This is a genomic window from Microbispora sp. CA-135349, assembly GCF_050947365.1.
In the GTDB taxonomy this organism is placed as follows: domain Bacteria; phylum Actinomycetota; class Actinomycetes; order Streptosporangiales; family Streptosporangiaceae; genus Microbispora.
Genome location: NZ_CP192001.1, coordinates 958,081 through 978,628, shown reverse-complemented (window position 1 = coordinate 978,628; position 20,548 = coordinate 958,081). Strand labels below are relative to the sequence as shown.

The 20,548-nt window shown below is 71.7% G+C and carries 21 protein-coding genes; 10 read left to right on the top strand and 11 right to left on the bottom strand.

Features of this window, described 5'->3' with window-relative positions:
* Nucleotides 1-70: 70 nt before the first annotated feature.
* A complete protein-coding gene (locus ACQPZZ_RS04915; protein ID WP_432929364.1) occupies nt 71-913 on the top strand; it encodes a hypothetical protein in 843 nt (280 codons plus the stop codon).
* A 252-nt stretch (nt 914-1,165) separates the two neighbouring features.
* On the opposite strand, the gene ACQPZZ_RS04910 is transcribed toward ACQPZZ_RS04915, so the two are convergent.
* The 5 genes from ACQPZZ_RS04910 to ACQPZZ_RS04890 all read right to left on the bottom strand — a co-directional run bounded on the left by ACQPZZ_RS04910 (nt 1,166) and on the right by ACQPZZ_RS04890 (nt 7,947).
* Nucleotides 1,166-3,634 carry a DUF222 domain-containing protein gene (locus ACQPZZ_RS04910; protein ID WP_432929362.1) on the bottom strand — a complete coding sequence of 823 codons (2,469 nt, stop codon included), beginning with the start codon at nt 3,632-3,634 and terminating at the stop codon, nt 1,166-1,168.
* Between the two features lie 946 nt (nt 3,635-4,580).
* The gene (locus ACQPZZ_RS04905) at nt 4,581-5,261 is read right to left on the bottom strand and encodes a hypothetical protein (RefSeq protein WP_432929360.1); all 681 of its coding nucleotides are present in this window, start codon (nt 5,259-5,261) and stop codon (nt 4,581-4,583) included.
* A 38-nt stretch (nt 5,262-5,299) separates the two neighbouring features.
* Entirely contained in the window at nt 5,300-6,475 is a 1,176-nt protein-coding gene (locus tag ACQPZZ_RS04900) for an AI-2E family transporter (protein ID WP_432929358.1), read from the bottom strand.
* Between the two features lie 99 nt (nt 6,476-6,574).
* A complete protein-coding gene (locus tag ACQPZZ_RS04895) occupies nt 6,575-7,468 on the bottom strand; it encodes a YihY/virulence factor BrkB family protein (RefSeq protein WP_363645846.1) in 894 nt (297 codons plus the stop codon).
* A gap of 11 nt (nt 7,469-7,479) precedes the next feature.
* The gene (locus ACQPZZ_RS04890) at nt 7,480-7,947 is read right to left on the bottom strand and encodes a CBS domain-containing protein (RefSeq protein ID WP_432929355.1); all 468 of its coding nucleotides are present in this window, start codon (nt 7,945-7,947) and stop codon (nt 7,480-7,482) included.
* Nucleotides 7,948-8,047: 100 nt separating this feature from the next.
* Between ACQPZZ_RS04890 and fbp the strand changes: the two genes are divergently transcribed.
* Together fbp and ACQPZZ_RS04880 are read left to right on the top strand one after the other, a co-directional pair.
* On the top strand, nt 8,048-9,169 hold the full coding sequence (fbp, locus tag ACQPZZ_RS04885) for a fructose-1,6-bisphosphate aldolase/phosphatase (RefSeq protein WP_432929353.1): 1,122 nt from the start codon (nt 8,048-8,050) through the stop codon (nt 9,167-9,169).
* A gap of 2 nt (nt 9,170-9,171) precedes the next feature.
* Nucleotides 9,172-9,384 (top strand): DUF1918 domain-containing protein, encoded by a 213-nt coding sequence (locus ACQPZZ_RS04880; RefSeq protein WP_363645841.1) that lies wholly within the window; start codon nt 9,172-9,174, stop codon nt 9,382-9,384.
* Here the strand turns inward: ACQPZZ_RS04880 and ACQPZZ_RS04875 are convergent, their stop codons facing one another.
* Entirely contained in the window at nt 9,385-10,020 is a 636-nt protein-coding gene (locus ACQPZZ_RS04875) for a phosphoribosyltransferase (RefSeq protein WP_363645839.1), read from the bottom strand.
* Between the two features lie 92 nt (nt 10,021-10,112).
* On the opposite strand from ACQPZZ_RS04875, the gene ACQPZZ_RS04870 reads away from it, so the two are divergent.
* Nucleotides 10,113-10,334: a hypothetical protein gene (locus ACQPZZ_RS04870; protein ID WP_363645837.1), complete on the top strand. Its 222-nt coding sequence runs from the start codon at nt 10,113-10,115 to the stop codon at nt 10,332-10,334.
* A 9-nt stretch (nt 10,335-10,343) separates the two neighbouring features.
* Nucleotides 10,344-11,381: a LacI family DNA-binding transcriptional regulator gene (locus tag ACQPZZ_RS04865; RefSeq protein ID WP_432929350.1), complete on the top strand. Its 1,038-nt coding sequence runs from the start codon at nt 10,344-10,346 to the stop codon at nt 11,379-11,381.
* On the opposite strand, the gene ACQPZZ_RS04860 is transcribed toward ACQPZZ_RS04865, so the two are convergent.
* Complete coding sequence (locus tag ACQPZZ_RS04860) at nt 11,372-12,352, bottom strand: DUF418 domain-containing protein (RefSeq protein ID WP_432929348.1); 981 nt, start codon at nt 12,350-12,352, stop codon at nt 11,372-11,374. The genes ACQPZZ_RS04865 and ACQPZZ_RS04860 overlap by 10 nt on opposite strands.
* Before the next feature lie 120 nt (nt 12,353-12,472).
* Here ACQPZZ_RS04860 and ACQPZZ_RS04855 point away from each other — a divergent pair, with 120 nt between their 5' ends.
* The 5 genes from ACQPZZ_RS04855 to ACQPZZ_RS04835 all read left to right on the top strand — a co-directional run bounded on the left by ACQPZZ_RS04855 (nt 12,473) and on the right by ACQPZZ_RS04835 (nt 16,177).
* Nucleotides 12,473-13,684, top strand: coding sequence for a sensor histidine kinase (locus ACQPZZ_RS04855; protein ID WP_432929346.1), 1,212 nt, complete (start codon nt 12,473-12,475; stop codon nt 13,682-13,684).
* The gene (locus ACQPZZ_RS04850) at nt 13,681-14,334 is read left to right on the top strand and encodes a response regulator (protein ID WP_432929344.1); all 654 of its coding nucleotides are present in this window, start codon (nt 13,681-13,683) and stop codon (nt 14,332-14,334) included. The genes ACQPZZ_RS04855 and ACQPZZ_RS04850 overlap by 4 nt, the downstream gene beginning before the upstream one ends.
* A gap of 76 nt (nt 14,335-14,410) precedes the next feature.
* Nucleotides 14,411-14,683 carry a GlsB/YeaQ/YmgE family stress response membrane protein gene (locus ACQPZZ_RS04845; RefSeq protein ID WP_432929342.1) on the top strand — a complete coding sequence of 91 codons (273 nt, stop codon included), beginning with the start codon at nt 14,411-14,413 and terminating at the stop codon, nt 14,681-14,683.
* 199 nt (nt 14,684-14,882) lie between these two features.
* Nucleotides 14,883-15,785 (top strand): hypothetical protein, encoded by a 903-nt coding sequence (locus tag ACQPZZ_RS04840; protein WP_432929340.1) that lies wholly within the window; start codon nt 14,883-14,885, stop codon nt 15,783-15,785.
* Between the two features lie 5 nt (nt 15,786-15,790).
* Nucleotides 15,791-16,177, top strand: coding sequence for a hydrogenase maturation nickel metallochaperone HypA (locus tag ACQPZZ_RS04835; protein WP_432929338.1), 387 nt, complete (start codon nt 15,791-15,793; stop codon nt 16,175-16,177).
* Here ACQPZZ_RS04835 and ACQPZZ_RS04830 read toward each other — a convergent pair.
* The 4 genes from ACQPZZ_RS04830 to ACQPZZ_RS04815 form a co-directional block, all read right to left on the bottom strand.
* Nucleotides 16,166-16,510, bottom strand: coding sequence for an STAS domain-containing protein (locus ACQPZZ_RS04830; RefSeq protein WP_432929336.1), 345 nt, complete (start codon nt 16,508-16,510; stop codon nt 16,166-16,168). The genes ACQPZZ_RS04835 and ACQPZZ_RS04830 overlap by 12 nt on opposite strands.
* On the bottom strand, nt 16,510-17,649 hold the full coding sequence (locus ACQPZZ_RS04825) for a cobalamin B12-binding domain-containing protein (protein ID WP_432929333.1): 1,140 nt from the start codon (nt 17,647-17,649) through the stop codon (nt 16,510-16,512). The genes ACQPZZ_RS04830 and ACQPZZ_RS04825 overlap by 1 nt, the downstream gene beginning before the upstream one ends.
* Nucleotides 17,646-19,412, bottom strand: a complete 1,767-nt coding sequence (locus tag ACQPZZ_RS04820; RefSeq protein ID WP_432929331.1) for a SpoIIE family protein phosphatase — start codon at nt 19,410-19,412, stop codon at nt 17,646-17,648. Before ACQPZZ_RS04820 ends, ACQPZZ_RS04825 begins: the two co-directional genes overlap by 4 nt.
* Nucleotides 19,413-19,555: 143 nt before the next feature.
* The gene (locus ACQPZZ_RS04815; RefSeq protein WP_432929329.1) at nt 19,556-20,479 is read right to left on the bottom strand and encodes an ROK family protein; all 924 of its coding nucleotides are present in this window, start codon (nt 20,477-20,479) and stop codon (nt 19,556-19,558) included.
* Nucleotides 20,480-20,548 lie beyond the last annotated feature (69 nt).

Genomic DNA, 20,548 nt, shown 5'->3' with positions numbered 1-20,548 from the left:
ATCCGTACGCCACGATGCTCGGATGTGCAGAGCCCGAGCATGCAGAGCCCGAACACGCACCGTCCTGCGTGTGCGACGGTTGCTCGTGATCATCACGGTCGGCCTGCTGACAGCGGGGTCCGCCGCGACGCTGCCCCCCACCAGGTCTGTCGCTGCGATCGCGACGCTGGTCGGCGATTATCTGGCCACGCATCCCACCGTGAAGCGTGTGCTGCGCTCCGGTGGAACCAGCGTCACCCTCAGCTCGTGCGGCACCGGGACCGGCTCGTCGGCCGACCTGTCGGCGAACCTGTCGTCGGATTTCGGGGAAGGCTTCAGCGGCCGTCTCATCAGGACGCGGGACGGCACCTACTTCCAGATGCCGATCGGTTCCGAAGTCGCTCCAGGAAAGCAGTTCGACAAGATCAGTGATTACTACGAGCCGTACAACCTGCTCGGCATCAGGGTGCTCGCCGTGATCGCCACCAACCTGATCGACGGCCACCGCGCGCACGCGCTCCTGATCAAAGCGGGCCGTGTCACGGCGGCGGCCATTGAAGGCGACACCGTTGAACGCGCTACCGGCCGTTCCACGATTCACTACACGGTCCGCATCGACGTGCTCCGAGCCGTCGAACGCCTCGATCTCGCGGCCTACATCGCCTACACCGATCCCATGCCGCTCGCCCGTCGGATCGAGGAGGAGTACGCCAAGGTGCGAGCGGGAGACCGGGCCGCACAGGCACGGCTCCGCGCCCGCATCGCCGACGATCTCGGCCCCTCCGCCGACTACGAGTTGTGGGTGGACCCGAGCGGGCGCCCGGTCCGCTACGTCCTGTCGGCCAGAAAACGGACCGAGATGACCTTCTCGGACTGGGGAACCTGCATGGTCGAAACGCCCCCGTCGAAGCTCGTCCGCGAGCTGAAGGGCTGATCTCTGCCCCCGGTGCCCGCCCAGGCACTCGCGCGACCCTGCCGCACGCTCCATGGTGAGCTGGTCCTCGCGCCGAGTCGCCCGGCCACGGCTGTGTGCCACAGCCGTGGGGTCACAGCCGTGGGATCACAGCCGTGGGATCACCGCCCTGGGATCACACCTGTGGTCACCGCCTGCTATCGCCGGGCGGCACGAGCGTCCCCGGTTGCAGGGTCCCGCCGTAGGCGAGGCGTCGCCGTTCCACAGGCGCGTTCAGTCTCGCCGCCTCGGAGCTCGGGTGGGGTGGTGGTAGGTGAAGGCCCAGCGGTCTTTGCCGGTTGTGTGGCGGGTGTAGCGCTCGGGGTGCTGGTAGCGGTCGCGGTTGTGGAACTGGCAGGCCGGGCCGAGGAGTTTGAGGTCGGTGAGCCCGCCGGTGCTCCAGTTGTCGGCGTGGTCGATCTGGCACATGGTGGCCGGTAGTGGGCAGCCGTCGATCCAGCAGGTGGCGTAGCGGGCGAAGACCGCCCGTCGCTGGGCCGGGGTGGCCAGTCTGACTTTTCGGCCCATGTCGAGGACCTGTCCGTCGGCGTTCATTACCAGGCGTACCAGGGTGGAGGTGCGGGCCAGGCGGTGCACGCCGGAGACCGGCAGCACCTGCCCCGTGGCCAGCAGCAGCCCCGGCGCCCTGCCCAGCAACGCCCCCACCAAGGCCCCCGGCCATGTTCCCGGCCCTGTCATCGGGTCTGCCCCTGGCCCTGGCTCCGGGTCTGGGCCCGGCCCTTGCCCCGAATCTGCCTCAGGCCGTGAATTCGGCCCTGGCTCCGGGTCTGCCCCCGGCCCTGGCACCGGCCGTTGCCCCGGCCATGTGCCCGACTCATGAGGGCCCGGGTCATGGAAGTCCGGATCATGTGAGTGCTGCCCGCCGCGCACGCCGCCGTGGGCCTCAGGCGTGCCCAGCCCATGCCGGGATCCCCTCGCGGGCCGAGGCCCGGCGTGGGCGTGACAGGCAGAGCTGCCGTCGGAAGGAGGATCCGGCGGTTGCCACTCATCCCAGTGTGACCTGCCCGACCGTGACTCGCGCTGCTGTGACTCGTGCTGTCGTGGCTCGTGCTGTCGTGGCTCGTGCTGTCGTGGCTTGTGCTGTCGTGGCTTGTGCTGTCGTGGCTCGCTCTGCTGTGACTCGTGCTGTCGTGGCTTGCTCTGTTGGGGCTCGCTCGGCCGCGCCTTCTCCGGCCGCGTCCATTCCGGCCGCGCGTGCTTGGACTGCGTCCCTCCCTGCTGCTTGCTCTCCGCCTCGTCGCCCTTCGCCTGTCCGAGCCCGACGGCGTCACCGAGCCCAGCGGCACCGGCGCCAGGAGCGATCGGGTCCGTCCCTTCGGCTTCGCCGGGTGCACCGAGCGCGGGCTCGATGGGCTCGGCGGGCTCCACGTACTCGGCCAGTTCGAGGGCGGCGGGCCTGGGCTCTGCTGACTCGATGAGTTCGGCCGGCGCGATGAACTCGGGGGCGGCGGGCTCGGTAGTCTCCGTGGGATCGCACAGGTCATCGCCCCGGCCGGCAGCGTCAACGACGTCATCCGCGCCACTCGCGTCGTCCGCATCAGTGACGTCGTCCATATCGCCGGGGGCGCCGATGTCCTGCCCGTCGCGGCCATCCCGGCTGCCGTGAACGTCTTGGACAGCCCCGGTGTCTTCGACGCTGCCGGTCTCCCCGGCCTTCTCCGCGTTCCGGCCGCCCTCGGCGCCCAGGATGTTGTCGCCGTCTGCGGCATCTGCGATGGCTTCGGTGTCTTCGGCGTCCTGGGTGTCCGGGCGGGTGCCAGGATCCTCGGCGTCACTGGTGCCGGTGTCCTCGAGGTCCTCCGTGTCCTGGCAGTTCTCGCTGTCCTCGGTGTCGGTGGCGTCCTCGGGGTGGTTGGCGTCGTCGTCCTGGTCGCCCTGGTCGCCCTGGTCGTGGACGGTGTCGGGGACGGGATCGTCGACCGGGTCAGGGGCGGTGTCGGTGACCGGGTCGGTGGGGAGGGACTCGGCGTTGACCAGTACCAGAAGCTCAGCGACGATCTTCTGCTCCAGCAGCGCGATCAACGCATCGGCCTGACGTACCCGCAGCGGCCGGTCATCACCCTCCGCTCGGGGCCGGGCATAGGCATCCAGCAACGCCCGCAACCGGGCGGCCGCCTCACGAGGAAGATAAAACTCCCCCTCCAGCCCGCCACCTCTGCCGGGGCGGACCCGCAGAAACCGCCGCCCGTAATCGGCCCGCTCATCACGCTCGTCCCCATCAGGGTCCAGCACCGCCCGCAGATACCGGCCCGCCCTGGCCACCTCCGCCGGCCCCGCCCGGCCCGCCAGCTCCAACAAAATCGGCTCGGCCAGCCCCACCTGCTCACCGGTCAGATGCTCGGTGGCCATGCAAATGGCCTCCACCACCCCCGCCGACAGCTCACCGCCCGCAAACTTCTCCCGCACCCGCGGCAACCGCGCCAACTGCACGCCCAACGTCAGCAGCCGGCCCGCCCCCGCCACGCTCAACCCACCCGCGGTACGCAACCAGCAGCGGGTCGAGGCATGCCCATGCTGCCTGGCCTGCCCCGCCCGATGCACCCGCCCCACCCGATCCGCCAACGCCGACGTGATCCGATCGCGGGCGAACATCAAGTCCTCGGCCTCGGCCAGGCAGACACCGGCATCGTCCGGAACCGGAGCCAGCGCCAACGCCTGCGCCGACTCCCGCAACGAGGCCACCAACACCCACGACGACCGGACCCCCGACGACCGGACCCGGCCCCGCCCAGCACCACCACCGGCATCCCCGACAGACCCGGCACCAGCCGAACCAGCCGAACCAGTCCCGGTACCACCGCTATCGGCGGCGCTTACGGTGGCGGCACCGTTCAGACCCCCGCTGGGCGCGCGGTCACCGGCCGGGTTGTTCGCCCCGTCGGCCGCGCTGTCATCGGCCGAGCTGTCGTCGGAGGGGGCGTCATCGGATGGGCCGTCGAGTGGGCTGCCGGACCGCCGTATTTCCGATTCGACAATCGGCAACCAGCCGCTGAAGGAGTCGTCGCGAGCAAGGGAGCCTTCGGACGACCACAAAGGGGAATCGGCGGTCAACCGGTCCCACCAGTCGCCGTCGACCCTATTCGAACGACGAGAGTGCTCAGGATCAGAGCCGAACAGATCCATCACACCCCCTCAACGGATTCGAAAACCTGTGTGAATTCTTTCATCGCCTCATCACCCAGAGCAACCACCAGAAGCGAATAGTTGGAGCAGCAGGTCAACCAGAGAAGAAGGGGGATAACAGCGCAATCTCCCCTGAATGGCGGCGACCGCATACACAATCAGCTCCCAAAGCACGGCCAAGCAGAGTGATACGGCCGGCGAGCACATCAAGCGGGACCATCGGTGCGAACCCCGCCGACTGCTGACGGAACGATCCGGCACGGTGCCGACACCACCACGCCTAGGCGGTGAGGGCACGTTCGACGGCTCTCAATGCACGGCGGAGCGGGCGGAGCGGCCGTGAGCCCCGGGGCCGCTCAGCAGGGCCGGTCCGTTCAGGGCGGCGTAAGTGACCACGCGGGGCGGCATAAGCGACCGCGGGACGGTGTGAGTGACCGCGCCGCGCGATTCGTCGGAGCCGCAGGCGTGAAACACAGACAAACGCGGCGAGGCGCAATTCACATGCTTATGGAGCGCCAGGCAGCACGTCGAGCAGGGCCTGGATCACGAAGGAGAACCCGATCGAAGCAAGCACAGGAGCCAGCAGGCTGAGACAGAGAGCCAGAACGCAGCCACGGCCTCCGCCCATCGGGTTGAGGGCCGGTTCCTGTGGCTCCAGTCCGCGCCACAGCGATCGGGGTTCGAGGAGGAGGAACAGCATCGCGCCCACCTCCCCTACCGTGAACAGCCAGAACCAGGCCCACCTGTTGCCCACCCTGGGCCGTGCTGTGCCGAGCATGATGAAGAGCGCGGCGATCCAGGCCCCGCCGACGGGCCAGGCCGCGCCGCGGACCGGGACGTGGAACGGCCAGCCCGAGAAGTACGCTCCGCGCGGCTGCATGAGTCTGGCCTCCGGCCGGGGAACGGTGGCGTCCAGGTCACGCATGAGCTCCCGGGGGGTGTAGGCCATATCCGGACCCCTCTCGACGCGATGCCAGAACAGAGGGCCCGTCGACCACCGCAGGTCCATTGGGGTGCCGGCGTAGATGACGTACGTGACCTGCCCGGCCCGCAGCGCCGTGTGGAAGTCCGCGAGAGTGCGGTCGCGCGGGATCGCGCTGAGCACGCTCACCAGGGCTCCCCACAACAGCACGACGAGCAACAGCACGCGCAGCCACAGCCCCGCAAGACGGTACGGCAGTCGCATGTCACGAGCTTTACACGACCATGCCGCCGGAAAAACCGCTACAAGCGGTCCTGCCGGGGCAGCACCACCTCACGAGCCAGGAGGAGCAGGGCCGCCGCCAGCGGGATGCCGAGCAGGGCCCCGACGATGCCGAGCAGCGCCCCGCCGAGGAGGGCCCCGACGATGGTCGCCACGGGCGGCACGTCGACCGACGATTTGAACACTTTGGGGGAGATCCAGTAGTTCTCGACCTGCTGGTAGACGACGAAGAAGATCACGCAGGCGATGCCGACCTGTGTCGAGGCGAGGAAGCCCACCCCCGAGGCCACGACCGCGCCGATGACCGCGCCCACCAGCGGGATCAGGTCGGTGACCGCGACGAAGATGGCCAGCGCGAGCGCGTACGGCACCTTCAGCATGGCCAGGAACAGGAAGGTCACCACGCCGGCGATCAGCGAGATGATCAGGTTTCCCGCGACGTAGCCGCCGATCTGGTTGATGATCTCGTCCCCGAGCAGGCGGACCCGCGTACGGCGGGAGCGGGGCACGAACCGGTAGGCCGTCTCCTTGATGGAGTTGAGTGACCCGAGGAAGTAGAGCGTGAGCACGAGCACGGTGAAGGCGCTGAACAACGCGCTGATCACGATGCTCGCCACGCCCAGGAGGCCGCCGAACATCTGGGTGGCCAGCCCGCCGCCCGCGACGTACTGCTGGATCTTGTCGAGGATCTGGTAGCGGTCGTCCACCGAGCGGATCAGCGGGTGGTTCTGGAGTTGCTGTACGTAGTCGGGCAGTTGCTGAACGAACCCGGTGGTCTGCTCGGTCAACGGCGGCACGACCGCGAGCCCGAATGCCACGAAGAACGCGATGACCGACCCGAACACGATCGTGATCGCGAGGCGGCGGGACAGGTTGCGCCGCTGGAGCGCCTCGACCGAGGGGTTGAGGCCGATGGCCAGGAACAGCGAGACCACGATCAGCACGAGCGCCGAGCCGGCGCTGGCGATCGCCTGGACCAGGAGCCACGCGGTGAGCACGCCCAGGGCGCCGGTCAGGCCGAACATGAACGGGTTGCTCCGCAGCGGGCGCCCCGGCAGGCCGAACGGCCGGTCGGGGGGCACGGCGCCGTCGTCGCCCGTCCGGCTCACGCCGTCCCGGGGCCGCTCCGGGGCCGCCGCCGGGGAGCCGGCCGGCTCCGGCGTCGTCTCCCCCTGGCCGGGGAGCGAGGGGAACACACTGGAGATGCCGCTTCCTGGGGAAAGACCGCTGTCGGACACGCCCCCACTGCTGCCCAACCAAGGTCACTTGACACGGATTTATCCGGACAAGCCGCCCTATTGTCCCCGGTTGGTGAGGTCGACCGTCTCGTCCAGATGACGCTCGATCGCACCGTTGACTTCGGCGCCGAGCAGCACGATCAACGAGGAGAGGTACAGCCAGAGCATGAGCACGGCCACGGCGGCGACCGCTCCGTACGTCTGGTTGAAGCGCCCGAAGCCGGTCACGAAGACCGACAGGCCCACGGAGATCGCCACCAGGGCGGGCATCGCGAGCCCCACCCCCCACGCGACCGACCGCCATCGCGACTCCCGGCGGCTGCCGGGGACGAACCGGTAGAGCAGCGCCAGTCCCACTCCGATGAGCAGGACCAGCACGGCCCAGCGTGCCACGGAGACGACGGTCCGGGCCACCCACCCGAGGCCGATGTGTCCCAGCACGACCGGGAACGCGGTGGCGAGCGCCAGCAGAAGCGACACTCCGGCGATCGCGGCGACCGTGTACAGCAGCGCCAGCAGGCGGGTGCCGATGAAGCCGTGGCTCTCCCTGCCTCCGTACACCGTGTTCAGGCCCCGCATGAGCGCCTGGACGGCTCGCGACGAGGCCCACAGCAGGCCGGCGAGGCTGACCGCGAGATGAACGCTGAGCCCCTTCCCGGCGCGCACCGCGGTGGAGATCTGGGACGCCAGCAGGTGGGCTACGGGCTCGGGCAGCGGCCGCGTCAGCGACGCCAGCTGATCGGCCACCTGCCGGGGGTCGGCGACCAGCCCGTAGACCGACACCACGGCCAGCAGCATCGGAAAGATCGACAGCGTTCCCCAGAAGGCGATGCCCGCGGCCATCAGGGACAGCCGCTCACGCTTCGCCTCCCTCCGCACCCGCCCGGCGATCCTCTTCCAGTCCTGCGCGGGCATCCCCATGGCAGGGCCACGCCGCGAGGTCGCGGACACCTGGCGACTCTCTAGCCGCTCTGCCGCTGCGGCTCGCTGATCTCCCTGACCACCGGCGTGAGCAGGTCGGCGGTGAGCTGGTGCATCTGGAGGAGCAGGTCGTCGATGGTCAGCATGCCGACCACACCTGCCTCATCGGCCACCGGCAGCCTGCGGAAGGTGTGGTGGCGGAATTTCTCGAAGGCCACTTCGATCTCGTCCTCCGGCCGCACCACCACGGGATGCGGCGACATCACCCGGCCGACGGGCGTGTCCCCGTCTCCGCCCTGGGCGAGCACGCGCAGGGCGAGGTCCCGGTCGGTCACGACGCCCGCGACGCCGCCCTGCTCGGAGACGTCGCCCTGCTCGGAGACATCGCCCTGCTCGGAGACGACGACGCAACCGACGCCCGAATAGTCCATGTGCCGTGCGACGTCCCGCACCGGCGTGATCGGCGGGACGACGACCACCGGCGTGGACATGAGATCTCTGATTTTCATGGCCGGCTCTCCCCCTCGTACGGAAGTCCGCCCCGCTTGTGACCTTATGCCCTATTTATCCCTCCAAGTCCGAATAAACGTAGAAATGGAGGTGATCCCTATGCTTACGCTGAGCATCATCAAGGCCGACACAGGGGGATACGTCGGCCACTCCGCCGTCCATCCCCGGCTGATGGCCGAGGCCAGGCGGGAGATCGAGCGGGCGAAGTCCTCCGGGCTCCTCATCGACGGCCACGTGGACAGCTGCGGCGACGACATCTCGCTCATCATGACCCACACGTACGGCGAGGAGGCGGGCCTGATCCACTCCTTCGCCTGGGACACCTTCCAGGCGACCACGCACCTCGCCAAGGAACTCGGCCTGTACGGCGCCGGCCAGGACCTGCTCTCGGACGCCTTCTCCGGCAACCTGCGCGGCATGGGCCCGGGATACGCGGAGCTGGAGTTCGAGGAGCGGCCCTCCGAGCCCGTGCTGTGCTTCCTGGCCGACAAGACCGAGCCGGGCGCGTGGAACCTCCCGCTGTACAAGATGTTCGCCGACCCGTCCAACACGGCAGGGCTGGTGATCGACGAGAAGATGCACGCCGGGTTCGCGTTCGAGGTGTACGACCTCCGCGAAGACCGGCGCATCGTCTTCGACTGCCCCGCGGACCTGTACGACATGCTGATGTACATCGGCGCCCCGTCGCGTTACGTGATCCGAAGCGTCCATTCCAAGACCTTGGGCACGACCGCGGCGACGACCAGCACCCAGCGACTGTCGCTCATCGCGGGAAGGTACGTCGGCAAGGACGACCCGGTCCTCATCGTGCGCTGCCAGTCGGGCCTGCCGGCCGTGGGTGAGGCGCTGGAGCCGTTCGCCTTCGCGTACTCGGTGGCGGGGTGCATGCGCGGCTCCCACCACGCGCCGTTCATGCCGGTCGCCACCGGGCAGGCGCACCCGTCGCGGTTCGACGGCCCGCCGCGGGTGGTCGCGCTCGGCTTCCAGATCAAGGACGGCAGGCTCATCGGCCCGCGTGACATGTTCGACGACCCGGCGTTCGACGGAGCCCGGCGACAGGCCACGGAGGTCATGGACTACCTGCGCCGCCACGGTCCGTTCGAGCCGCACCGGCTGCCGCTCGATGACCTGGAGTACACCACCATGACCTCTCTCACCAAGCGCCTGGCGCACCGCTGGACGCCGATCACGACCGAGGTCGCGACCCCGGTGGGCGGCTGACGATGAGAGCGTCGGTCGGCGACCACCTGATCGTCGAGAGCATCCAGCGGGGCAGGGCGGGCCGCATCGGAATCGTGGTCGCGCTCTATCACACCGACGGCTCGCCTCCCTATCTCGTGCGCTGGCTCGACGAGGAGCGGGAGACGATGTGCTTCTACCCAGGGCCCGACGCCCGGGTCGAGCACTACTGGGAGCGCACGCCCGAAAGCCCCTGATCAGCGCGCCGCCTGCCGCAGGCACTCGACCACGTCCTCGTCGCTCGCCTGGGTGAAGTCGTCGTACCACGCGCCGATCGCGTAGAAGTGGTCGGGCGTGTCCAGGCAGACGACCTCGTCGGCGTCCCTGCGCAGGCTCGCGATCGTTTCCGGGGCGCCGACCGGCACCGCGAGCACCACCCGGGAGGCCCCGTGCGCGCGGGCGACGCGGCAGGCGGCGCGGGCCGTGCCGCCCGTCGCGATCCCGTCGTCCACCACGATCACCGTACGACCGGCCAGGTCCACCGGCTCGCGGTCGCCCCGGAACCGGCGGGCCCGGCGCTCCAGCTCGGCCCTCTCGTGCCGCTCCACCTCGGCCATCTCGCCGCCGGTGATGTTGGCCAGCCGTACGACGTCGGGGTTCATCACCCGCACCCCGCCCTCGCCGATGGCGCCGAAACCCAGTTCCGGCTGGTACGGCACGCCCAGCTTGCGTACGACGATCACGTCCAGGGGGGCGCCGAGGGCCCGGGCCACCTGGAACGCCACCGGAACACCTCCCCGGGGCAGCCCGAGGACGACCGCGTCCTGCATACCGGGGAGTCGGCGCAACCGCTCGCCCAGGCGCAGTCCGGCGTCACGACGATCGACGAACACGACAGTCACCCCTGCCTTCAACCCCTGCTTCTCACCGTCGGTCCCCGCCGTCGTCCGCGGTAGGGCCGAAGGACCCGGGGAAGACTTGAAGCATGTCCCTTCCCGGAGAGATCGACGAGCTGAGGGCCAGGCTCGACGCGACGGAACGGCACGTCCGCACGCTCGCCGAGGCCGTCCGGGCGCTGGCGGGCGGCCTGGAGGGCGGGCCGCTGGAGGAGGCCGGACCCGCCCGGCCCGAGCACGCCGCCCGGCTCGCCCACGAACTGCTGCTCGCGGCCGGCCTGATCCGGCCGGAGGAGAGCGAAGGCCCATAGACTGTCGCCGTGACCTCGACCGACCCGGCCCTCGACGGGGAGCTTCCGCGTCAGAGGCTGACCGTGGCCGAGATCGCCCACCTGGCGGGAGTGTCCGCGCCGACCGTGTCGCGGGTGCTCAACGGGCATGCGGGAGTCGCCCTGGCCACCCGGCAGCGGGTGGAGGCGGTGCTGCGGGAGCACGGATACCGGCGGCGCGACAGCGAGCCCGCGGCGATCATCGAGCTCGTCTTCCACGCCCTGGAGAGCCTGTGGGCCCTGGAGATCATCCAGGGCGTCGAGCAGGTCGCGCGGGAGAGCGGGCTGGCCGTGGTGCTGACCGAGATGCAGGGCCGTCTCACGCCGGGCAGGGCCTGGACCGAGCAGGTGCTCGCCCGCCGTCCCACCGGTGTCGTGGCGGTCTTCTCCGAACTCACCGTGCAGCAGCAGTCGCAGCTCGCCACCCGCTCGATCCCCCTGGTCGTGCTCGACCCGACCGGCGAGCCGCTGCACGAGACCCCCTCGGTCGGCGCCACCAACTGGAGCGGCGGGATGGCCGCGACCCGCCACCTGCTCGATCTCGGTCATCGCCGCATCGCGATGCTGAGCGGGCCGACGCAGTGGCCGTGCTGCCGGGCGCGGCTCGACGGCTACCGCGCGGCGATGGACGCGGCGGGCGTGCCCGTGGACCCCGAGCTCGTGCGCGTCAGCACCCTGTACGTGGAGGGCGGCCTGCGCGACGGGACCGAACTGCTGCGCCTGCCCGATCCCCCGACCGCCGTCTTCACCGCCAACGACCTGCAGGCGCTCGGCGTGTACGAGGCCGCCAGGCGGGCCGGGGTGCGCATCCCCGAGGACCTGAGCGTCGTCGGGTTCGACGATCTGTCGTTCACCCGGTGGGCCGGGCCGCCCATGACGACCGTACGGCAGCCGCTCGTGCAGATGGGCGCCGCCGCCGCGCGGATGGTCCTGGCTCTCGCGGACGGCGAGCGGCTCGAACAGCACCGGGTCGAGCTCGCGACCACCCTCGTCGTACGGGAGAGCACCGCGCCGCCGCGTCAGGCCTGAGGTCGGTTCTGAGGGCGCCGGGCCCAGGTGGCCCACCGCCACAGCCACTCCAGAGGGCCGTACCGGTGCCGCCGCAGCCAGAGCGCGGACCACAGCCACTGGACGGCGAGGATGGCGGCCGAGGTCAGGGCCACTCGCGCCGAGGACCAGGTCTCCGCCGAGCCGCCGGATGCGCGGGCGACCAGCAGGACGAGGACCGTCGCGGTCAGGTAGTTGGTCAGCGCCATCCGCCCCAGCGGCGCGAACAGGGCCGCGAGCACCGGCCGCAACGGTGTCCGGAGAAGCACCGGCAGGGCGCAGACGTATGCCCCGGCGACCAGCAGCCCGCCCAGCGCCAGCGCGCGGCCGAAGCCGGGGTCGTCGGCGTCCAGCCCGGCCTGCCACCACAGGACGGGTGCGGCGAGCGCGGCGAAGGTCAGGCAGAGGACGGCCGGGGCGCGGACGGACCTCTCGATCCGGGCGGTCACGCCATACCGGGTCAGCGCGGAACCCAGCAGGAACAGCCCGGCGACCAGCAGGAACCTTTCGCCGCCGAGGATCAGCGACGCCGTGACGAACGCGGGGGCGAGCACGGCGACGGCCAGGCGTGGCAGCCAGGTCGAGGGCAGCAGCACCAGCAGGCCCACGACGGCGTACGTGCTGAGGATGTCGCCGGGCCACAGCAGGAAGAAGTGCGCCAGCCCGGCCGCGAGCAGCACGAGCAGCCGGCGCGCCAGGATCAGCCGCGGCCGGGCGGCCCGGGCCGCGGCCGATTCCACCAGCAGCGAGAACCCGGCCCCGAACAGCAGGGAGAAGATCGGGAAGAAGCGCTGCTCGACGAGCAGCCCCGTCCAGGCGTCGTCCGGGGTCACGGGCCGGCCCGGCGCCGTGAGGTCGCCGACATGGGCGATCGGTTTGACGTTGGCCAGCAGGATCCCGCACAGCGCGACCCCGCGGATCACGTCGAGCGCGGTGATCCGTTCACGTTTCATGAGGCCCAATGCTGTGCGGGGCCGCCCGGCCCCGGCATCGGCCGGAAGGGGGGATCGGGCCGCCACGACCATACTTTCGGCCGGTTCTGCGTGAACGGCCGATCTCATAGCCTCGGCATCGTGCGAGTGCGGAGATGGGCGGCCGACATCGGGCTGGGTGTCGTGTTCGCGGTGGTGCTGGCCTTCTGGGCCTCCCGGCTCGCCGACAGCTGGGGCGGCGGCTACTGGCGGTTCGGCTGCGCCGCGGGTGCGGTGGTGTGCGCGATCGCGCTGGCCCGCCGGCTCGACCTGGCGCGGGCGGCCACCGCGGGCCTGGCCGTGGCGGGGACCGCCGTCCTGGCCGCCGGATTCGCCGGGTTGCCGGGCGAACCCGGCCCCGGGGCGGCGCTCGGCCTTGCCGTGCTGGTCGGCTCGGCGGTCCGATCGCTGCCGCTGCGGCCGGCCTGCGCCGTGGCGGCCGGCGGGTTCGCCGTCGCCGCCGGCAGTCTGTTCACCGCGCACAGCCTCGCCGCGGGCGTGCCGGCCGTGACCGTGATGAACATGCTGGCGTGGCTGACCGCCGTCGTGGCCGGGCTGTGCCCGCGACTGCTCGACGCCCGCAGGCGGGCCGTCGCCGAGAGGGTGCGCCGCGCCGAACGGCTGACCCTGGCCAGGGAGCTGCACGACGTCGTCGCCCACCACGTCACCGGCATCGTGGTGCAGGCCCAGGCCGCCCGGCTCGTGGCACGCAGGAGCCCCGAGAAGGCGGGCGACGCCCTGGCCGCGATCGAGGCCGCCGGCTCCGACGCGATGGCCGCGATGCGCCGCGTCGTCGGCCTGCTGCGCGACGGAGACGACGCGGGCGGCCCCGCCACCACGGAGCCCGGCCCGCTCCGCGACCTGGTCGGCCGGTTCGAGGCCGAAGGGCGCGAGGGGCCTGAGGGGCGGCAGGAGCGCGAGGGCCGGCAGGTGCGCCTGCGGCTGCCGGACGAGGAGGAGACGGCGGTGTGGCCGCCCGAGGTGACCTCGACGGTCTATCGGGTGGTGCAGGAGTCGCTGACCAACATCACGCGTCACGCCCCGCGCGCCCGCGCCGTCACGGTCAGCGTCGAGCGGGACCGGGATGCCGTCACCGTCGAGGTCGCCGACGACTCGCCGGCCGGCCCGGCCCGGCACGTCCCCCGCGGCGGGTACGGCCTGCTCGGGATGCGCGAGCGGGTCCAGGCCCTCGGCGGCACGCTGCGTGCCGGGCCGCGCCCCGGAGGCGGCTGGTCGGTCCTCGCCACCCTGCCCCTTTCCGGGCCTCTTTCCGGGCCTCTTTCCGGGCCTCTCTCCGGGCGTGACCGCCGATGACGATCAGCGTCCTGGTGGCCGACGACCAGGCGATGGTCCGCGGCGGCCTGCGGCTGATCCTGGAGGACCAGCCCGACATCCAGGTGGTCGCCGAGGCGTCGGACGGCGCCGAGGCCGTCGAGCTGGCCCGCCGCCTGCGGCCGGACGTGTGCCTGGTGGACGTGCGCATGCCCCGGCTCGACGGCATCGAGGTCACCCGCGCCCTGGCCGGCCCTGCGGTCGCCGACCCGCTCCGGGTGGTCGTGGTCACCACCTTCGACCTGGACGAATACGTGTACGGCGCGCTGCGGGCGGGCGCGGTGGGCTTCGTCCTGAAGGACTGCGGCCCCGCCCTGCTGGTGGAGGCCGTGCGGGCGGCGGACCACGGGGACGCCCTGGTCTCCCCGTCGGTCACCCTGCGGCTGCTCCGCCACCTGACGGCTCATCTGCCCGCCTCCGGCAGGGCGAGCCATCCCCTCTCGAACCGCGAACTGGAAGTCGTCCGTGCCGTGGCCAGGGGTCGCACCAACCAGGAGATCGCCGCCGAGCTGTTCATCTCGCTGAGCACGGTCAAGAGCCACGTGGCGGCCGTACAGGCCAAGCTCGGCCTGCGCAACCGGGTCGAGGTCGCCGCCTGGGCTTGGGAGAACCGCATCGCAGCCAGCGCCTGACTTATCACTTTTGTCATGTTTTGCCCTGTTTCGTCCGGGCAGAAGGCAGGCAGCCGGACACAAGGAGCGTGGCAGCATGGCAGTCAGCGGCATCATCTCCGCCATCATCATCGGACTCATCATCGGCGCTCTCGGCCGTCTGGTCGTTCCCGGACGACAGGCCATTCCGATCTGGCTGACCGCGGTCATCGGCATCATCGCCGCCCTCATCGGCACGGCGATCGCCGGGGCCCTCGGGGTCGCCACTACCCGTGGCATCGACTGGCTGGAACTGATCATCCAGGTGGGACTCGCCGCCCTCGGCGTCATCGCCGCTGTGGCGCTCTTCCGCCGCAAGAGCGTCGGATAGACCCTCGCGGCAATCGATGGCCCCGGCTCGGCCGGGGCCATCGGCGTGTCGCCGTCTGTAGCGGTCTTTACGCAATCACCGACATCTGTTGATTCCTCCCGTCACGGCTCGGCGTACGGTCGTTAACCAGAGGAAAGGGGCTGGACTTGGACGGTGATCTCCACCTCGACCGCTCGGTGTGCGCGAGGGCGGCGGCACGGTGACCGCGCCGTTGGAGGCGGCCCGCCGCGTCGCGGACGCCGTGCTGTACGAGGGCTACCCGCTCCACCCCTATCGCGCGACGGCGGGCGAGAACCGCTCGCGCTGGCAGTTCGGCGTGCTCGTGCCGCCGAGCTGTCCCGGCGAACCGTCGGCCAGCGTGACCGAGTGCCTGCTGGAGGAGTGCGTCGAGGAGGGCCTCAAGGAGGGCGGGGACGTCACGCTCGACCTGCGGCTGCGGTTCCTGCACGTCAGGGGCAGGACGGTCGAGCGTGTCGAGGACGACGGCTACTGGCCCGTGCCGAAGCTGACCATCGGCGGGCACGACTACCGCAGCTCCGAGGAGGCCACGGAACGGGAGGCGCGGGCCGTGCTGTCCCTCGCGCAGGTGATGGGCGGGCAGCGCGTCGTCGATGTCCACGTGCCCTGCGACCGGATCATCGAGCCCATCGCCGGCCCCGGCGACGAGCGGACGGGCCGGATCGTCTGCGAGCATCAGCCGCTCGACGCGGAGATGCGCATCTCCGCCGAACGGCTGCCCGGGCCGTACGGGCTGGTCCGGCTGCGGGTCGAGGTGGAGAACACGGCAGCCTGGGAGGGGGCGGACGCGCCGCGGGAGGAGGCCCTGCGCCGCTCGCTGGTCGCCGCGCACCTGCTGATCGGGGTGAGCGGAGGGGCCTTCGTCTCGCTGCTCGACCCGCCGCTGTGGGCCGAGACGGCGGCGCGGCGATGCCACAACGAGAACACCTGGCCGGTGCTGGTGGGCGAGCCCGGCCGCCGCGACGTCGTGCTGTCCTCACCGATCATCCTGTACGACCACCCGGCCGTCGCACTGCCCGCGCTGACGATGACAGAGCAGCCCGCGGAGACCGCCCGGCGTCACCTGCGGGTCAGAAGGACGTGACGCCGATGCACGAGTTCGGGATCGCCGAGGCCGTGGTCGACGCCGTCGAGCGCCGGGCCGACGGCAGGCGGGTGCGCCGGGCCCGGGTTCGGGCGGGCGCCCTGCTGCGCATCACCCCGCAGGCCCTGGACCAGGCCTTCTGCCTGGCCTCCACGGGTACGGTCGCCGAGGGCGCGGCGCTCGACCTGGTCATCGAGCCCGTCCGGCTCGTCTGCCGGGGCTGCGGGCACTCCGCGCAGTGCGCCGACCCGCTCGCGATCTGCGGGTTGTGCGGGGGCATCGACATCGACCTGGAGGGCGGCGACAGCCTCGTCCTCGAGTCCATCCAGCTCGAACCGGCGGAGGCGTCCCACCTGCCCGGTCATCCCCCGTCCGGCCCGTTAACCGGGTGAATGGGCACCGGGCAGATCGAGGAGCACATCGTCGAGCGCGACGACCTCGAACAGGTGGCGCAGGTAGGGCGTGAGGGCGACGATCCGGAAGGCGGTCCCGCGCTCCCCCGCCCCCACGTAGGCGTTCATCAGGACAGCCATGCCCGAGGAGTCGATGAATCCCAGCCCGGACAGGTCGAGCTCGAGCAGGCGGGCTTCTTCGGCGAGCGCCTTGTCCACCGCGGCGGACGCCTCACCCGCGGTGTCGAAGTCGAGCTCGCCGATCATCACCAGACGAACGGCACCCGGCTCGGGATCGAGCGACTCGACGTGGAACGTAGGTGTGTCCTGCATCAGACGCTCGTCTCTGTTTGTAGATCGGCGGTCCGGGTGATCGGCTGGGTTCCGTTGATCGGCTGACAGCACGCCCGTGCCGCGGCGACGCCCTCGGCCAGCAGTTCGCGGGCGCGAGGGCAGTCCGTAAGTACATCACGGAAGACACGCAGCCCGAGCACGACGGACTCCGCCGGCACATTCCGGGCCACCAGCACCCGGCAGGTCCAGGTGACGAAGTCGGTGAACAGCGAGGCGTCGCCGACGTACATCGCGGCGATCAGGAAATCGGCGATGTGCTCGAGGTCTTCCGAGGCGTGCTCCAGTTGCCGCTCGCTGTAACCGCCCATAGGGGCGTGCGCCTCCCTGAGCGTGTCCATGACACGGGACAGAACGACACGGGACAGCAGGTCGGCGCGGTGCCGGGTCAGGTACGCGTACTCCTCGCCGCCGACTCGGGTTCCGCCGTCGCCCGCACCGTCGCCCGCGCCGCCGTCCGGGCCGCCCTCGTGGGCGGCGGGGAAGAACGGCAGCCCTGCGACGAGCCGATCGGCCGCCACGTCGGCGGCGGGCGCCCAGGCGTCCGCGCCGAGCAGGCGGGCGTAGCGGCCGTCGGCGCCGAACCCGGCCCCACCGGCCAGCACAGGGATCCCCACGGCCTGGCAGGCGGCGATCGTGGCGTGCGCGCGGGGCAGCCGGGTCGCCAGCGTGCAGCCGAGCGCGACCACGTCGGGACCGGTCTGGTGCAGGTGCGTGATCAGGTGCGGGCCGGGCACGCTGGCGCCCAGGAAGTCGACGTGCCACCCCCGCAGCCGCAGTACCTCCGCCATGATCCGGGTGGGCAGCGCGTGATACTCGCCGTCGGCGCAGGCCACGGCCACCCGGCCGTGGGCGCGCGTGGGCCGGACCCGCCCGCCGACGGCGGCCACCGCCCGCTCGCTGACCGCGGTCGCGGCGTGCTCGCGCGCCACCGACCACTCGTTGGACGCCCACAGCTCGCCCACCCGGCGCTGGCCCGGAGCGATCACCTTCAGCAGCACGTCCTCTGCGGGGACGCCCTCGTCGACCAGCCCCACGACCAGGTCGACCGCGCCGTACTCGTCGCCCCGGCCGATCAGCTCCAGATAGCGCCCGGTGGCGTCCTCCAGGTCCCGCGTCACGGGGACGTCTCCGTCCGGCCAGTCTGCGTCGGGCCGGTTTCCATCCGGCCCGTCCCCGCCCGTACGGCGAGCAGGGCGCGGTCGTCCCGCTGCCCGCCGCCGAGACCGCCGCCCAGGCCGTCGCCCAGGCCGCCGCACAGCCACTCGCTGCTGAGCTGTTCCAGCCGCTCCACCAGGGCGTCGGCCGGCATGCCGGCGCAGCTCGCGAGCGCCTCCTTCAACCGCTCCTCGCCGAACATCTCCCGGCCGCGCGGGCCGCCGAACGCCTCGGTGATGCCGTCGCTGTAGAGCAGGCACACCTCGCCGGGCGCCAGATCGAGCGTGGCGGGCCACAGGCTGATCCTCTTCAGCGCGCCGAGAATGGAACCGCGGACGTCGACCTCCTCCACCGTGCCGTCCCGGCGCAGGACCAGTGGCGGCGGATGCCCGGCCACGGCCAGGTCCAGCAGCACGTGGCCCCCGGGAGCGGTCCGCAGCGCCGCGAGGACCAGCGTGACGTAGGAGTTGGGAGACGGGGACGCGAGCAGCGACCGGTTGAGCAGTTCGAGCAGCCGGTCGGGACGGCTTTCCAGCAGCAGCAGCGTACGCAGGCTGTGCCGGACCTGACCGGCCAGGACCGCGGCGCGGGCGCCCTTGCCGCAGACGTCGCCCAAAATGATCAGTGGCGGCCGTTCCACGATCCCGGTCTCGGGCGCCGCCTCCGGCAGGTAGACGTCGTAGAAGTCCCCGCCGATGGCGCCCGCCTGCTGCGAGGCCCGTAGCCGACCGGCCAGCCGCATGCCCTCGATCTCCGGCAACTCGGGCGGCAGCAGGTCGCCGATCAGGATGGCGTTGATCGTGCTCTGCTCCCGGAACAGGGAGGCCGCCGAGATCGCGGCGCCGGCCCGGGTCGCGAGGTCGCGGGCTATCACCTGGTCGTCGTCGTCGAACGGCGGCCGCCCGGCCCGGCGGGCGAGCACGATCGCCCCGGCGGGCACGCCGTTGCCTGGCAGCGGGAGCACCACCAGGTGGCCGACCGGGCCGAACCCCTCCGGCACCAGCCAGTCCGGCGTGCCGCCCGGGTCCTGCCGTCCCCCGGCGCCGTTGTGGAGTCCCGTGAGCGCGTCGGTCAAACCGGGCACCTCCGCCGCCGCGGCGACCGGCAGGACGCCCTCGTCCGGGCCGCCTCGGCCGGAAACGGCGCGCACCCACTCCATCCGGCGGCGGGAGGCGGGTGGCAGCAGCACCATCGCCGCGTCGGACAGGAAGGCGACGCCCAGCTCCGTCGCCGCACGCGCGCACCGGTGCGGGTTGAGCGAGGCGGACAGGCGGTGGGCCGCCTCAAGCAGGAACTCGGTGCGCTGTGTCTTCTTGGTGCGCAGTGTCTCAATGCGCTGTGTCTCGGTGCGCTGTGTCTCGGTGCGCTGTGTCTTCTGCGTTCGCCGGGGCGTTTCCTCGCTCAGGTACCAGGCGGCCCGGCCCTCCCCCATCTCCTCCACACGAATCCGGATCACCCGGCCGTCGTGTGTCACGCTCCGGCCTTCGGCCGTCGAGGCAGATCCGGGTGCGGCGGACGGGACGGAACAGAGCGGCGCGGGCGCGGGCAGGCCCACCTCGATCTGCGGCACGAGGCGGACCGCCGCCGGGTTGGCCATGGTCACGAGTCCGTCCGCGTCGCACAGCACGACGCCCTCGCCGGCACGTTCGAGCAGCGCCGCCATGAGGTCGGGGGACGGCCGCGCCGCCCTGTGCCGCGGGTCCGCGGACCCGGTGGCGCCTTTCACCCGCGCGTTCCCGCCATGGCCGCGTCCCCCGATCGATTCGTTCCTCCACAGTACCTTTGCCCCGGTGATGGAAACATCGCACTGATCACGTCGATTCGGCAGGACGACGATCGTGTCGACGACCCGGTCCATGACTCAGGCGATCACTCGGCGCGCACGTCGTCCTGTGACAGGACGAGGGCGGCGGCGCCGAACAGCCCGGCGTCGCGCCCCAGGGAGGTCGGGTCCACCCGCAGGCGCCGCAGGAAGCCGAGCCCGGCGTTCCTCTCGATCGCCCGCCTCAGCGGGTCGAACAGGATCGGCCCCGCCGCGGCCACGCCGCCTCCGATGACGACGTGGTCGAGGTCGAGCAGGGCGGACGCCGTGAGCACGGCGGTGGCCAGCGCGCCGGCCGCGCGCCGGAAGGCGAGTGTGGCGGTGGGGTGCCCGGCCCGGGCGTCGGCGGCCAGTGCCCGCGCGTCCGCGCCGGTCCAGCCGTTCGCGGCGGCCCACCGGACCATGCCGGGCCCGCTCGCGATGGTCTCGACGCAGCCGGCGCCGCCGCAGGGGCACGGCTCGCCGCCCGGGTCGACCGTGATGTGCCCGATGTGCCCGGCGTTGCCGGTCGGGCCGACGTACGGCACGCCGTCGAACACGAAGCCGCCGCCGACGCCGGTGGAGACCACCATGCCGAGCATGGCCCGGCTCCGCGCCGCCGGGTCCTCGCTCAGGCCGCGCCACCACTCCCCGAGCGCCATGCACTGTGCGTCGCCCGCGAGCCGTACGGGCCGGCCGGGCAGCACTTCGCCGAGCGCGTCCACCAGCGGGAAGTCGCGCCAGGAGGGGATGTTCACCGGGCTGACGGTGCCCCTGCGCGGGTCGAGCGGCCCCGCGGAGCCGATCCCGACCCCGACCAGGCGTGCGGGCGCGACGCGCTCGGTGATCTGTCCGACGACCTCCGACAGCGCCCGGCCGGCCGAGTCGGCGCCGTGCAGCGGCACCTCCGCGCGGGCCAGCATCTCGCCGTCGGGCGCGACGGCCGCGGCGGCGAACTTCGTGCCGCCGATGTCCACCGCGAGGACGGTCATCGCCGCATCCCCGGCCTCTCGACCACCCCGGCACCCGCCTTCTGTTCGTATAACTCGTCACTTAACCGG

Bases quoted from the DNA above. Each gene is read 5' to 3' on its own strand.
- ACQPZZ_RS04905 (WP_432929360.1), bottom strand. From the start codon at position 5,261: ATGCGACTGCCGTACCGTCTTGCGGGGCTGTGGCTGCGCGTGCTGTTG.
- ACQPZZ_RS04890 (WP_432929355.1), bottom strand. From the start codon at position 7,947: ATGAAAATCAGAGATCTCATGTCCACGCCGGTGGTCGTCGTCCCGCCG.
- fbp (WP_432929353.1), top strand. From the start codon at position 8,048: ATGCTTACGCTGAGCATCATCAAGGCCGACACAGGGGGATACGTCGGC.
- ACQPZZ_RS04880 (WP_363645841.1), top strand. From the start codon at position 9,172: ATGAGAGCGTCGGTCGGCGACCACCTGATCGTCGAGAGCATCCAGCGG.
- ACQPZZ_RS04870 (WP_363645837.1), top strand. From the start codon at position 10,113: ATGTCCCTTCCCGGAGAGATCGACGAGCTGAGGGCCAGGCTCGACGCG.
- ACQPZZ_RS04860 (WP_432929348.1), bottom strand. From the start codon at position 12,352: ATGAAACGTGAACGGATCACCGCGCTCGACGTGATCCGCGGGGTCGCG.
- ACQPZZ_RS04850 (WP_432929344.1), top strand. From the start codon at position 13,681: ATGACGATCAGCGTCCTGGTGGCCGACGACCAGGCGATGGTCCGCGGC.
- ACQPZZ_RS04845 (WP_432929342.1), top strand. From the start codon at position 14,411: ATGGCAGTCAGCGGCATCATCTCCGCCATCATCATCGGACTCATCATC.
- ACQPZZ_RS04835 (WP_432929338.1), top strand. From the start codon at position 15,791: ATGCACGAGTTCGGGATCGCCGAGGCCGTGGTCGACGCCGTCGAGCGC.
- ACQPZZ_RS04830 (WP_432929336.1), bottom strand. From the start codon at position 16,510: ATGCAGGACACACCTACGTTCCACGTCGAGTCGCTCGATCCCGAGCCG.
- ACQPZZ_RS04815 (WP_432929329.1), bottom strand. From the start codon at position 20,479: ATGACCGTCCTCGCGGTGGACATCGGCGGCACGAAGTTCGCCGCCGCG.